The 13,116-nt window shown below is 74.3% G+C and carries 11 protein-coding genes and 1 pseudogene; 7 read left to right on the plus strand and 5 right to left on the minus strand.

Features of this window, described 5'->3' with window-relative positions:
* Nucleotides 1-17 precede the first annotated feature (17 nt).
* The 5 genes and pseudogenes from ACF1A5_RS00185 (at nucleotide 18) to ACF1A5_RS00205 (ending at nucleotide 5,773) form a co-directional block, all read left to right on the plus strand.
* Nucleotides 18-1,109, plus strand: a complete 1,092-nt coding sequence (locus tag ACF1A5_RS00185) for an LLM class flavin-dependent oxidoreductase (RefSeq protein WP_392190569.1) — start codon at nucleotides 18-20, stop codon at nucleotides 1,107-1,109.
* Nucleotides 1,106-1,787: pseudogene (locus ACF1A5_RS00190) on the plus strand (CE1759 family FMN reductase). The gene ACF1A5_RS00185 and the pseudogene ACF1A5_RS00190 overlap by 4 nt, the downstream one beginning before the upstream one ends.
* A gap of 201 nt (nucleotides 1,788-1,988) precedes the next feature.
* A complete protein-coding gene (locus ACF1A5_RS00195) occupies nucleotides 1,989-2,702 on the plus strand; it encodes a response regulator transcription factor (RefSeq protein WP_392191178.1) in 714 nt (237 codons plus the stop codon).
* On the plus strand, nucleotides 2,703-4,172 hold the full coding sequence (locus ACF1A5_RS00200; protein ID WP_392190570.1) for an ATP-binding protein: 1,470 nt from the start codon (nucleotides 2,703-2,705) through the stop codon (nucleotides 4,170-4,172).
* A 197-nt stretch (nucleotides 4,173-4,369) separates the two neighbouring features.
* A complete protein-coding gene (locus tag ACF1A5_RS00205; protein ID WP_392190571.1) occupies nucleotides 4,370-5,773 on the plus strand; it encodes an ArgE/DapE family deacylase in 1,404 nt (467 codons plus the stop codon).
* A gap of 242 nt (nucleotides 5,774-6,015) precedes the next feature.
* Here the strand turns inward: ACF1A5_RS00205 and ACF1A5_RS00210 are convergent, their stop codons facing one another.
* Together ACF1A5_RS00210 and ACF1A5_RS00215 are read right to left on the minus strand one after the other, a co-directional pair.
* Nucleotides 6,016-7,833 carry a phosphatidylglycerol lysyltransferase domain-containing protein gene (locus ACF1A5_RS00210; RefSeq protein ID WP_392190572.1) on the minus strand — a complete coding sequence of 606 codons (1,818 nt, stop codon included), beginning with the start codon at nucleotides 7,831-7,833 and terminating at the stop codon, nucleotides 6,016-6,018.
* Between the two features lie 223 nt (nucleotides 7,834-8,056).
* Nucleotides 8,057-8,527, minus strand: coding sequence for a hypothetical protein (locus ACF1A5_RS00215; RefSeq protein WP_392190573.1), 471 nt, complete (start codon nucleotides 8,525-8,527; stop codon nucleotides 8,057-8,059).
* Between the two features lie 333 nt (nucleotides 8,528-8,860).
* On the opposite strand from ACF1A5_RS00215, the gene ACF1A5_RS00220 reads away from it, so the two are divergent.
* Complete coding sequence (locus ACF1A5_RS00220; protein ID WP_392190574.1) at nucleotides 8,861-9,310, plus strand: hypothetical protein; 450 nt, start codon at nucleotides 8,861-8,863, stop codon at nucleotides 9,308-9,310.
* Here ACF1A5_RS00220 and ACF1A5_RS00225 read toward each other — a convergent pair.
* Together ACF1A5_RS00225 and ACF1A5_RS00230 are read right to left on the minus strand one after the other, a co-directional pair.
* On the minus strand, nucleotides 9,237-10,352 hold the full coding sequence (locus ACF1A5_RS00225; protein WP_392190575.1) for a sensor histidine kinase: 1,116 nt from the start codon (nucleotides 10,350-10,352) through the stop codon (nucleotides 9,237-9,239). The genes ACF1A5_RS00220 and ACF1A5_RS00225 overlap by 74 nt on opposite strands.
* Nucleotides 10,349-11,053, minus strand: a complete 705-nt coding sequence (locus tag ACF1A5_RS00230) for a response regulator (RefSeq protein ID WP_392190576.1) — start codon at nucleotides 11,051-11,053, stop codon at nucleotides 10,349-10,351. The genes ACF1A5_RS00225 and ACF1A5_RS00230 overlap by 4 nt, the downstream gene beginning before the upstream one ends.
* A gap of 440 nt (nucleotides 11,054-11,493) precedes the next feature.
* Here ACF1A5_RS00230 and ACF1A5_RS00235 point away from each other — a divergent pair, with 440 nt between their 5' ends.
* Nucleotides 11,494-12,615 carry a DUF418 domain-containing protein gene (locus tag ACF1A5_RS00235; RefSeq protein ID WP_392191179.1) on the plus strand — a complete coding sequence of 374 codons (1,122 nt, stop codon included), beginning with the start codon at nucleotides 11,494-11,496 and terminating at the stop codon, nucleotides 12,613-12,615.
* Here the strand turns inward: ACF1A5_RS00235 and ACF1A5_RS00240 are convergent.
* Entirely contained in the window at nucleotides 12,608-13,042 is a 435-nt protein-coding gene (locus tag ACF1A5_RS00240; protein WP_392190577.1) for an arsenate reductase ArsC, read from the minus strand. The two genes, ACF1A5_RS00235 and ACF1A5_RS00240, sit on opposite strands and share 8 nt — an antisense overlap.
* Nucleotides 13,043-13,116 lie beyond the last annotated feature (74 nt).

Here is a 13,116-nt window from a genome sequence, read left to right on the forward strand (position 1 = left end):
CTGGAGGGTGAGCGACCATGCAGTTCGGGATCTTCAGCGTCGGCGACGTCACGCCGGACCCCACCACGGGCCGTACGCCGACCGAGCGCGAGCGCATCAAGGCCATGGTCGCCATCGCGCTGAAGGCCGAGGAGGCCGGCCTGGACGTCTTCGCGACCGGCGAGCACCACAACCCGCCGTTCGTGCCGTCGTCGCCGACCACGATGCTCGGCTACATCGCCGCGCGGACGGAGCGGCTGATCCTGTCCACCTCCACCACCCTCATCACCACCAACGACCCGGTGAAGATCGCCGAGGACTACGCGATGCTCCAGCACCTCGCGGACGGCCGGGTCGACCTGATGATGGGCCGCGGCAACACCGGGCCGGTCTACCCGTGGTTCGGCCAGGACATCCGCCGGGGCATCGACCTCGCCGTCGAGAACTACGCGCTGCTGCACCGGCTGTGGCGCGAGGACGTGGTCGACTGGGAGGGGAAGTTCCGCACCCCGCTCCAGGGCTTCACCTCCACCCCCCGCCCGCTGGACGGCATACCCCCGTTCGTCTGGCACGGCTCCATCCGCTCCCCGGAGATCGCCGAGCAGGCCGCGTACTACGGCGACGGCTTCTTCCACAACAACATCTTCTGGCCCGCCGACCACACCAAGCGGATGATCGAGCTGTACCGCTCCCGCTACGCCCACTACGGGCACGGCACGGCAGAGCAGGCGATCGTCGGCCTCGGCGGCCAGGTGTTCATGCGGCGCAACTCCCAGGACGCGGTGCGCGAGTTCCGCCCCTACTTCGACAACGCCCCGGTCTACGGTCACGGCCCCTCCCTGGAGGACTTCACCGGCCAGACCCCGCTGACCGTCGGCTCCCCGCAGCAGGTGATCGAGAAGACCCTTTCCTTCCGCGAGTACGCCGGCGACTACCAGCGTCAGCTGTTCCTGATGGACCACGCGGGACTGCCGCTGAAGACCGTGCTGGAGCAGATCGACATGCTCGGCGAGGAGGTCGTGCCGGTGCTGCGCAAGGAGTTCGCGGCGGGCCGCCCGGCGGGCGTGCGGGACGCGCCGACGCACGTGTCCCTGCTGGCGGACCGGACGTCGCAGGAGGCCGCCGCATGAGGCTCGTCGTCGTCTCCGCGGGGCTGAGCGTCCCGTCCTCCACCCGGCTGCTGGCCGACCGGCTGGCCGCCGCGGCGGAGCGGCGGGCCCCGGCCGGCGCCCTGGACGTGCGGGTGGTCGAGCTGCGTGACCTCGCCGTCGAGATCGCCCACCACCTCACCAGCGGTTTCCCCGGCAAGGCGCTGGCCGGCGCGCTGGACGCGGTGGCGGCCGCCGACGGGCTGATCGTGGTCACCCCGGTGTTCGCGGCGTCGTACAGCGGACTGTTCAAGTCCTTCTTTCGACGTCTTGGACAAGGACGCCCTGGCGGGCAGGCCGGTGCTGATCGCGGCGACCGGCGGTACGGCCCGCCACTCGCTGGTGCTGGACCACGCGCTGCGTCCGCTCTTCGCCCATCTGCGGACGGTGGTCGTCCCGACCGGCGTCTACGCCGCCTCGGAGGACTGGGGCGCCGAGGGCCTGCCCGAGCGGATCGAACGGGCGGCGGCCGAGCTGGTCACGCTGATGACGGGCCTGTCGGGTACGCCGGGTCCCTCGGCCGGTCCCGAGGCCGGTCTCCCGGCGTCCGCGTCGGCGGGGGCCTCGGCGCGGGAATCCGCGCCCGAGGCCGCGCCGGAGGAGGCAGGTGGCTTCCGGGTGGTGCCGTTCGAGGAGCGGCTCGCGGCCCTGCGGACGTGACGGCGCGCGGGCCGCGCCCGGACCCTGGGGCGCGGTCACCGGGGTCCTGCGGGTCGCGCGGCGCGAGGTGAGGGGACGGCGGGCGCCCCGTCCCGGGTTGCGTCCGGGACGGTGAGAGCCGGGTAAAAAGGGTGATCGTAGACCTGTTCGCCCCGGCCACGGCGTCGTGGGCCTTGGCAGACTGGACCCGTGCCTCAGACTGTGCTGCTCGCCGAAGACGACCGCGCCATCCGCCACGCCCTGGAGCGGGCTCTGACCCTGGAGGGCTACGCGGTGACGGCGGTCGCCGACGGCGTCGAGGCACTCGCCCAGGCCCACAAGACCCCGCCGGACGTCCTCGTCCTGGACGTGATGATGCCGGGCATCGACGGCCTCCAGGTCTGCCGGGTGCTGCGCGCCGAGGGCGACCGCACCCCGATCCTCATGCTCACCGCCCTCGTGGAGACCGCCGACCGCATCGCCGGTCTGGACGCGGGCGCCGACGACTACGTGGTCAAGCCCTTCGACGTGGAGGAGGTCTTCGCCCGCCTGCGCGCCCTGCTGCGCCGCACCAGCCCCAACGGCGGCGGCGCCCCCGCGGGCGAGGCGCCGGTGAGGGAACCGCAGCTGCCCGACCGGCAGGTCGAGGCGGCCGGCATCCGCATGGACCTGCAGGCCCGCCGCGTGTGGCGGGGCGAGCGGGAGCTGGAGCTGACCCGCACCGAGTTCGAACTGCTGGAACTGCTGGTCCGCAACGCCGGCATCGTCCTCGACCACTCGACCATCTACGACCGCATCTGGGGCTACGACTTCGGCCCCGGCTCCAAGAACCTCGCCGTGTACGTCGGCTACCTGCGCCGCAAGCTCGACCAGCCGGACGCGCCGCAGCTCATCCACACCGTCCGCGGCGTGGGTTACGTGCTGCGGGAGGACTAGGTGGGCCGTCTCGGGCGGCTGCTGGACCTGCCCCGGCCCCGGCTGTCGTCGCTGCGCACCACGTTCGCGGTGTCGTTCGCCGCGGTCACCGCCGCCGTCACCATCCTTGTCGGCATCGTGTCGTACAGTTCCGCGGCGCGGCTGGTGCGGGTCGACCAGCAGTCCGTGTTCACCCAGGTCGTGCAGGACGTGCAGGACGAGGTGCGGCGCTACGACCGTACGCCCGAGGACTTCTCCTCCTCCCGCCCGGGCCACGAGGTCGTCCGGCCCAGCCGCACCGATGTGCAGGTGCTCGGCCCGCGCGGTCAGATCGTCGACCACGGCAGCCCCGTGCTGCCGGTCACCGCGAAGGACCGGGCGCTGGCCGCCGCCCGGGCCGACGGAAGGACCGCGGAGTACAAGGACGTGGTCGTCGCCTCGGACGTCTACCGCATCGCCACCGTGGCGCTCGGCGACGGGCGCGGCGCCGTGCAGGTCGCGCAGGAGTTCAGCGACACCGAGGACCTGCTGCGGGCCCTCCAGCAGCGCACCCTCGTCCTGATGGGCGTCGTGGTGATCGCCGCGGGCCTGTGCGGCTGGTGGCTGGCCCGTCGCATCACGCGCCGGCTGGTGATCCTCACCTCCGCCGCCGAGGACGTCGCCCGCACCCGGCAGCTCGGCATCGAGGTCCCGGTCACCGGCTACGACGAGGTGGGCCGCCTCGGCCGCTCCTTCGACCACATGCTCGGCCGGCTCGCCCAGTCCGAGGAGGACCAGCGGCGGCTGGTCCAGGACGCGGGCCACGAACTGCGGACCCCGCTCACCTCCCTGCGGACCAACATCTCCCTGCTGCGCCGCATGGACGAACTCCCGCCCGCCACCCGCGAGGAACTCGTCGCCGACCTCACCCAGGAGGCCCGCGAGCTGACCGACCTGGTCAACGAGCTCGTGGACCTCGCCGCCGGGCAGTCCGACACCGAGCCGCCGCAGCGGGTCGACCTCGCCGACATCGCCGAGGACGTCGCGGGCGCCGCCCGCCGCCGTACCGGGCGCACCGTCGTGGTCCGCGCGAGCGGCGACACGACGGCCGAGGGCCGCCCGGGGATGCTCCAGCGCGCGCTGTCCAACCTCGTCGAGAACGCCGCGAAGTTCGACCGCGGCGGCAGGGCGCCCATCGAGATCACGGTGGCCGGGCCGGCCCGGCCGGGTCCGGTCCGCGTCGAGGTCCTCGATCGTGGGCCCGGCATCTCCGAGGGGGACCTGATCCGCATCTTCGACCGCTTCTACCGCGCCGCCGACGCCCGCTCCCTGCCCGGCTCCGGCCTCGGCCTGTCCATCGTGCGGGAGGTGGCCCTGGCCCACGGCGGCGCGCCGTTCGCCTTCCGGCGCGCCGGGGGCGGTGCCGTGATCGGGTTCACGGTGGGCGTGGACCGGGACCGCGGCCACCACGACACCGGCGGCGCCCCGAACGAGGCACGCGGGGGGAGCTGAGGCCCGGAGGGGTGCGGTGGGGACGGCGGGCGGGGCGGCCGGGGTGCGCGGGCTTCCACTGGCGCCGGCTTCCACTGGCGCGGGCTTCCACTGGCGCCGGCTTCCACTGGCGCGGGCCTTCACCTGCGCAGGCATCTGTTCGAGGCGGCCGGGACGGCCCGATGATCGGGGGCACCGGCCGACCACGAGGAGCGCCCATGACCATCACCGGCGACGAGTTGAACAGCGAGGGCCTGGGCCAGGAGGGCCCGGCTTCCTCGGAGCCGAGGCGGGGGAGTCTGAGCCGGAACGGCCTGGCCTGCGAGGAGCCGGGCCGGGACGGGCTGGGCCGTGCCGGGCTCGGTCGTGCCGAGGCCGCCGCGCTGGACGAGGTCGACGAGGCGGCCGTGGCCCGGGCGTTGCAGGAGCTCATCGCGATTCCGAGTGTCACCGGAAGTCCCGCCGAGTCGGAGATCCAGCACCACCTGGCCGGGCGGCTGGAGCGGCTCGGGATGGACGTCGACCTGTGGTCCATGGACCTGCCCGCGCTGCGCGCCCACCCCGGCTTCCCCGGCGCGGAGGCGCCGCGCGAGGAGGCGTGGGGCCTGGTCGGCACGACGCCGGCCGGCGGCGACGGGCCGGTGCTCGTCCTCCAGGGGCATGTCGACGTCGTACCGCCGGGTGACCATGCCGCCTGGGACGGCGACCCGTTCGTGCCGAGGGTGAGCGGGGACCTGGTGCACGGGCGCGGCGCCTGCGACATGAAGGCCGGGCTGGTCGCGCACCTCGCCGCGCTGGCGGCGATCCGGTCGGCCGGGGTGCGGCTGCGCGGCCGGGTCGCCGCGCACTTCGTGGTCGGCGAGGAGGACGGCGGCCTCGGCGCGTTCGGCACGCTGCGCCGCGGCCACGGCGGGGACGCGTGCGTGATCACCGAGCCGACCGGCGGCACGCTGATCACCGCCAACGCGGGCGCGCTGACCTTCCGGCTCACCGTGCTCGGCAAGGCGGCGCACGCCAGCTCGCGGGACGCCGGGGTCAGCGCGATCGACGCCTACCTGCCGCTGCACCGGGCCCTGGCCGAGCTGGAGCGGGCCCGCAACGCCGACCCCGCCCCGCTCATGGCGGAGTACCCGATCCCGTACGCGCTGTCGGTCGGCACGCTGCGCGCGGGCGACTGGGCGAGCAGCGTGCCGGACCTGCTGGTCGCCGAGGGACGGCTGGGCGTACGGCTGGGCGAGGACCCGGCGCACGCCCGCGCCGAGCTGGAGCGGTGCGTGGCCGACGCCTGCGCGGCCGACCCGTGGCTGCGGGACCGTCCGGCGAGCGTGAGCTGGCCCGGCGGGCAGTTCGCCAGCGGGCGGCTGCCGGAGGGGCACCCGCTGCGGGACGTGGTGCGCGGCGCGCACGCGGACGCCGTCGGAGGCCCGCCGGTGCGCGAGCGCGGGGCGCCGTACGGCAGCGACCTCAGGCTGTACGCGGCGGCCGGGATTCCGACGCTCCAGTTCGGGCCGGGCGACGTGCGGGTGGCGCACAGCGCGCGGGAGCACGTGTCCGTGCGCGAGGTGGTGGCGGTGGCGCGGGCGCTGGTGCTGACGGTGTTGCGGACGGTGGGGACGGGGTGACGACGTCACGCCTCGGCCGTGGGAGGCCGTGCGAGCGAGGCCGTGCGGATGCGCGCGAGACCGCAAGGCGAGACCGCGCAAGGCGTGCGAGACCGCGCAAGGCGTGCGAGACCGCGCAAGGCGTGCGAGACCGTGCGGGACGGTCGGGGTCCCGTCGTGAGTCGTCCCGGGGTGACTGCTCGCCCGGGCGAAGTGGCCCCCCGGTCACCGGGGAGTCCGTTTCCGCCCGGGCGGCGTGACCCTCAGCCGCGGCCGTCCGTTCCCGCGCCTGCCTGGGCGGGCGCGGCGGACTCCTTGCGGCGGGTGAAGGACGGCAGGGCCGGCGGCGTGAGGAAGCCCTCGGCGCGGGCGCTGGCCAGGCCGATGCGCGGGATGTCGCTGCTCTTGGCGAACAGCAGGAACCGGGGCTCCCACACGGGCCGGTACTTGGCGTTGGCGCGGTAGAGGGACTCGATCTGCCACCAGCGGGAGAAGAAGGTGAGCACCGACCGCCACAGCCGCAGCACCGGACCGGCGCCGAGACGGGCGCCGCGCTCGAAGACCGAGCGGAACATCGCGAAGTTCAGCGACACCCGGCGCACCCCGATCTCCCCGGCGCGCAGCAGCAGTTCGACGACCATGAACTCCATCAGGCCGTTCTCGCAGGAGCGGTCCCGGCGCATCAGGTCCAGCGACAGGCCGTGCTCGCCCCAGGGCACGAAGCTGAGCAGCGCCCGCGGCACGTCGTCGGCGTCCCGGCACTCCAGCATCACGCAGCGGCCGTCGGCCGGGTCGCCCAGGCGGCCCAGCGCCATGGAGAAGCCACGCTCGGTGGCGCCGTCGCGCCAGGCGTCGGCCCGCTCCACCAGCATCGCCATCTCGCCGTCGGAGATGTCCTCGTGGCGGCGGATGCGTACGGTGTACCCGGCCCGGCGGACCCGGTTGTGCGCCTGCCGCACGACCCGCATGGCCCGCCCCTCCAGGCTGAACTCGGCGACCTCCACGATGGCCTCGTCACCGAGTTCCAGCGCGTCCAGGCCGTGCCGGGCGTAGATCGTGCCGGCCTCCTCGCTCGCGCCCATGACGGCGGGCGTCCAGGCGTGCCGGCGGGCCTCGGCGAGCCAGGCGTCGATGGCGCCGGGCCACGCCTCGGGGTCGCCGAGGGGGTCGCCGGAGGCCAGGCTGACCCCGTTGACGACGCGGTAGGTGACGGCGGCCTTGCCGGTGGGGGAGAAGATCGCGGCTTTGTCGCGGCGCAGCGCGAAGTAGCCGAGGGAGTCCCGCTCGCCGTGCCGGTGGAGCAGCTCGCGCAGCCGCTTCTCGTCCTCCGCGCCGAGCAGGGCGAGGCCGCGGGGCGAGCGGAAGCAGGCGTACAGGACGAGGACGAAGGTGGCCGCCATCAGGACGTTGATCGTGACGTCCGTCCAGCGGGGGGCGTGCACGGCGGCGACGCGGTCGGCGAGCGGGCCGACGCTGACCCCGCGCAGCATCGTGTACGCGATCTTGTCGGCCAGGGAGGCGTCGGGCACGGTGTTGGTGGCATCGACGAGCAGGGTGCCCAGGGTGCCGCTGACCAGGAGTCCGCCGACGCCCACGGCGAGGGCGAGCCGGGGGTTGGAGCGGTCGCCGATGGCGTTGAACTCACGGCGGCCGATCAGCAGGGCGGCCACGAACAGGCCGGTGAGCGCGGCGGAGAGCCAGTTGAAGACGTGGTCGCGGTAGCGCTCCTGGGTCAGCGCAAGGACGTAGAGCGCGAAGAGGGGCCCGGCGAGCAGCAGGTTGGACAGCCAGGCGGCGCGCTTGCGGCGCCGCATCACCACGGCCAGGAACAGCGCGAGCGCCGCCGAGACCAGGCCGGCGGTGGCCAGGTACGGCGTGAAGAACTCGCCCGCGTTGTGCTCGTGCACCTCCTCGCGGAACGGCAGCGAGAGCACCGCGACGATGTTGAGGACCGCGAGCAGCCGCAGGTACCAGACCGTGGCCGTGGCGGCACGCTTGCGCAGGCACGGGCCCGGCCAGGGGCGCGCCGACTCGCGGGGGCCGCGCTGAGGGGGGATGGGGACCGACTGCTGTGCAGGCATGGTGACACGTCACCTTGGGACTGGGAGCGGGCCGGCGAACCGGCGGGGACGGAGCGGGCGGACGGACGCGCGGCCCGCCGCACGCCCTTGTCGTTGACCCTACAGCTCGTAGGGTAACGGAGGCGCGCCGGACTGGCGGCGGCCGATCCTGGGGAAAATCGGTGAGGATCCGGGGGCGCGCCGGGTGCGGGCCCGGCGCAGGCCTACCCGCGTAGCGCGACGGCTACTCGGCCGGGGCGTGCACGGGCTCGGCTTCGCCCGGCCCCGGCGCGGCACCGCCCGGGCCGTCGCGACCCGGATCGGCGTCACCGGCCCCTCTCCCGCCGGCCCGCCCGTCATCGGCCCCTGGCTCGCCGATCCGCCCGTCGTCGGTCCGTCTCTCGCCGACCCGCCCGTCGTCGGTCCGTCCGCCGCCCGCGGCCGCGCGGCGGCGGGGTGCCGTCAGGATCCAGGCCAGGTTGCCCACCGCCGCGCCCGCCGCCACCGTCGCCACGATGACCCCCGCCGTGGCGAAACCGTCGCTGAACAGATGGGGCCGCCGGTCGAGGCTGTGCAGCCCGAAGCCGCACAGCTGATACACGCCGACCGCGGCGATGGTGAGACTCACGACGAGCAACGCGACGGTCGGGCCGAGCGCACCCTCCGCGTCCTCACCGGCCGGGGCGTCCGGCCCCGGGCTACGTGCTTCCTGCATGGGTCCCCCGTCGACGGTTGGATGGCGAGCCGGACCCTACAGTACGTAGGGACATCCCCGGAGGAAAACCGGCGGCCCCGCGAGGCGTCGATCCGCGCATCGGCACCGCCCTGGTCCGAAGAGGGCGGATACGACACGATCGGGCAGACCCAGGACCCGCCGGCCCGCCCCCGCCGACCGGCTGCTGCTGAGCCTCGGCGCCCGGCCCGTCTCCCTCAGCAAGTACATCGTGGGTCAGTCCCTGCTCACCCCGGGCCTGCCCGACAACGACGCACGCCGCCTCGCCCGCACCCACTTCCGTCCGGGTCCCCCTCTCGAAAGGTCCACCGCCGCGTGAACGCCCTGCGCAGCATCAAGTGGCCGTACGCCCTGATCGCCCTGCTCGCCGTCGCGGCCGCCACCGTCGGCCTGCTGCGGCCCCAGCTGATCCCGGCCGGCTCGACCACCGCGAAGAAGAAGCCCGGCGCGACGGCGCGGATCAAGCTGAACCCGCCCCCCAAGCTGTTCACCGACGCCGAGATAGCCGCCATCGGCGGGCAGGCCGACGCCCAGCGCGCGAAGGCCGACGCCCAGCGCGCGAAGGCCGACGCCTCTTCGCGCACTGGAAGGCCCAGCACGGCACGGCCCGCGACGACACGGCGTTCGCCGCCTGGACCGCGCGGCAGGTCCCCCGCGCCGCCCGCCGCGGTGTGCCCGGCCTCCCGGCCGCTCAGCGGCGTCGCGGCTCGTCGGGCAGCTCCAGGTGCAGGGCGTATCCGCCGTCGGGCGTCGGGCCGGAGGTGACGGCCCCGCCGAGGAGTTCGGCGCGCTGGCGCAGGCCGGCGAGACCGTACTGGGCGCTGGGCAGGGCGAGTGCGTGGCGGGTGGGAGCGGTGTTGGTGATGGTGGTGCGGACGGTGCGGCCCCTGTGGTCGATGCGGATGGTGGCCGTGGCGCCGGGCGCGTGCTTGCGGACGTTGGTCAGGGCCTCCTGGACGGTGCGGTAGACGGCGCGCTGGATGGTGGGCGGGAGGTCCGCCGGGAGCCCGGTCTCCAGTTTCGCCTCGATGCCGCTGGTCTCGACCAGGCGCCGAAGATCGGCGAGGGAGGGCTGGGGGGTGAGTTCGGTGGGGCGGCTGCCGGAGGCGCGCAGCACGCCGACCATGTGCCGCAGCTCGTCGAGGGTCTGCACGCTGAGCCGGCGGATCGTGGCCGCTGCCTCCCTCGTCTCGGGGTCGCCGCTGCCCACCTGGAGCGCTCCGGCCTGTACGGCGATCAGGCTGACCTGGTGGGAGACCACGTCGTGCATCTCGCGGGCGAGCTGCGCGCGTTCCTTCGCGAGGACGCTCTGGGCGGTCAGCAGTTTCTCGTGCTCGCGGGCCTCGGAGATCTCGGTGAGCCGCAGGGACAGGTCGCGCCGGGCCTGTACGAGCTGGCCCAGGAAGACGGGGGCGGCCGCGGTGGCCAGCGTGTAGCTGAGGTGGAAGAGGTTGCCGCTCTGGGTGAACTCGGTGACCCGCACGGCCGACCACGGCCAGGGCAGGAAGTCACCGGCGGCGAAGACCAGCGCGCAGCCGGCCAGCAGCATGCGGTGACGGCTGAGCGAGGCCAGGGTGTACAGCGCGGCCGTGGTGGCGACCGCCGCGTCGGAGATCATGGCGGTGGGGAGGGTGAGCGCGAAGGTGGTCAGCGGCAGCCGGCGCCGCAGCAGCAGCGCGAAGGCGGCCAGCAGCGACACGGACAGCGCCGCCCGGTCCCCGGCGTCGACGTGCACCCACGTGTCCGCCAGCGACACCCCGACGAGGGCGACGTCCACCAGCGGAGCCGGGAGCCTGCGGGCTCTCATCCGGCGCCCTTCCTCTCGACCTCGCCCTCGGCCGCGTCCTGGGCCTCGTCCTGGGGCCGGCCCAGCAGACCCGCACGCTCGGCGATCAGCGCCGCCTGGACCCGGCTGCCGACCCGCAGCTTGCCGAACACCGCGCTGACGTGGCCTTTCACGGTGCCCGTGCTCAGATGCAGCCGGTCGCCGATGTCGTTGTTGGCCAGCCCCTCCGCCATCAGCACGAGCACGGCGCGCTCGCGCTCGGTCAGCCGGTCGGTGAGGCGGACGGCCGAGGGCTCGCGGACGTCGGTGTCGAGGTAGCCGTTCACCACGGTCCGGGCGACCTTGGACGAGAGCACGGGCCCGCCCTCGGCCAGCGTGCGCACGAGATGGGGGAGGTGCTCGGGGTCGGTGTCCTTGAGCAGGAATCCGGCGGCGCCCGAGCGCAGGGCGGAGGCCACGTACTCGTCGGTGTCGAAGGTGGTGAGCATGGCCACCACCGGGGGCTCCTGCAGACGGCGGAGTTCGGCGAGGACGGTGAGCCCGTCCACGTCGGGCATCCGGATGTCCAGCAGGACGACGTCGGGCCGCAGTTCCCGCACCGTGCGGACGGCCCGGCCGCCCGGGACCGCGCCCACGACCTCGATGCCGTCCGCCGCGTTGAGGATGTGGGTGAAGCCCCTGCGGATCAGGGCTTCGTCGTCCACCACCAGGACCCGGATCACGTGCGCTCCACTCGTCGCATGGCCGCCGGTCGATCCGTACCCCCCGGACGCCGGCCGAGTGGTGGGCCGTACGCGATTCCCACCGGTTGGCGGGGTGGTCCCAGCCGGTTGGCCGGGGTGAGTCCGGCCGGTCGGCGGGGTGCCTTCGGAAACCCGCCCCGGTGGCCGGGGGCGGTCCGCCGGTCATACCTCGGAACATGACGCCGAACGCACCGTCGCCCGCGCCGACGCACGAGCCGCTGAGCAATCCGACGCCCGAGCCGCTGAGCACGCCGGTGGTCAATCCGGTCGACAAGCCGCTGGGCAAGCCGGTGGACAAGCCGCCCGGCACGCGAAGCGAGCGCGCGGGGACACGCTCCTCCACCGCCTCCGCCCCGCCGTCCACGTCCACCGGGCGCCTCGTCGGCATCGACCTCGCCCGCGGGCTCGCCGTATTCGGCATGTACGCCGCGCACGTCGGCCCCGATGTGACGGTCGGCGGCCCGGTGGGCTTCCTGCTGGAGACGGCCCGCGGACGCTCATCCGCGCTCTTCGCCGTGCTCGCCGGCTTCTCGCTGGTCATCATCACCGGCCGGCCGCGTCCGCGCACCGGGCGGTCTGGCCGCCAGGCCGTGGCGAGGGTCGTGATCCGGGCCGCCGTCCTGATGGTGCTCGGCTACGCCCTGACGGCCCTGGGCACCGACGTGGCCGTGATCCTCAGCTTCTACGCGCTGCTCTTCCTGGCCGTGCTCCCGCTGTACCGGCTGCGCGCAGGGACGCTCGCGCTGATCGCCGCCGCGGGCGCGCTGGTCATGCCCCTGTCGCTCTACGCGATCAGAGGGGCGATCGAGACAGGGGGCTGGGCGGACGCCGTCACCGCCTGGGACCCGCTGGCCCGGATCAGCGGCACGGACGGCGTCCTGGAACTCCTCTTCACCGGGGAGTATCCGGTGCTCACGTGGATGCCGTTCCTGGTCGCGGGGATGGCGGTGGCCCGGCTCGACCTCACGCGGCCGGGCGTACGATCCCGGCTGGCCCTCGCGGGCGGGACGCTCGCCCTGCTCGGCTACGGCGGTTCCTGGCTGGCCCTGCGCCTGCTGCCGCACGCCCTGTCCACCGTCGCGGCCGCCACGGGCGCCGGCTCGGCGTCGTCCGCCTGGTGGTCCGACACCGTGGGCGAGCCCGAGACCCACACCCCGCTCGCCTGGCTGCTGGTGGCGGCGCCGCACAGCCAGACGACCTTCTCGCTCCTCGGCAACACGGGCGTCGCGCTCCTCGTGATGGCGGCGTGCCTGACCGTGGCCGACCGGATGCCGCGTCTCACGGCCCTGGCCGGGCCCGTCGCGGCGGTCGGCACGATGGCGTTGACCACGTACGCCCTGCACATCGTGGCCCTCTGGTTCCTCGCCGACGTCTGGCACGTACCGGCGGTCGAGGACGACACCATGTCCGCGCTGCCGGTCCTGTTCGCCTTCATCGCGTCGGCGACGCTCCTGGCGACCGCATGGACGGGCCGATTCCGCCGCGGTCCCCTGGAGCACCTGCTCCACATCGCCACCGGGCCCGCGCGGCACGTCAGATAGAGGGGGCCGCGTCCTGCCGCCCGGCGTCGATCTCGGCGATCAGGGCCCCGACCCGCTTCCGGATCTCGTCGCGGATGGGACGCACGGACTCCACGCCCTTGCCGGCCGGGTCCTCCAGTGCCCAGTCGAGGTACTTCTTGCCCGGGAAGACGGGGCAGGCGTCGCCGCAGCCCATGGTGATGACGTAGTCGGACGCCTGGACGGCCTCGGCGGTGAGGATCTTCGGCCTGGCCGCGGAGATGTCGACGCCGGCCTCGCGCATCGCCTCGACCGCGGCCGGGTTGACCTGGTCGCCGGGGACGGAACCGGCGGAGCGGACCTCGATCCGGTCGCCCGCCAGGTGGGAGAGGAATCCGGCGGCCATCTGCGAACGCCCGGCGTTGTGGACGCAGACGAACAGCACGGAGGCGAGCGGGCGGGAGGCCATGGGTTCTTCCTTCGGGTCGGTGAAGTGGGCGACATGCAGGTGCGGGCCCCAAGGATCGGCCCAGGCTGGTATCA

Source organism: Streptomyces sp. NPDC014864, from assembly GCF_043081525.1.
Lineage (GTDB): Bacteria > Actinomycetota > Actinomycetes > Streptomycetales > Streptomycetaceae > Streptomyces.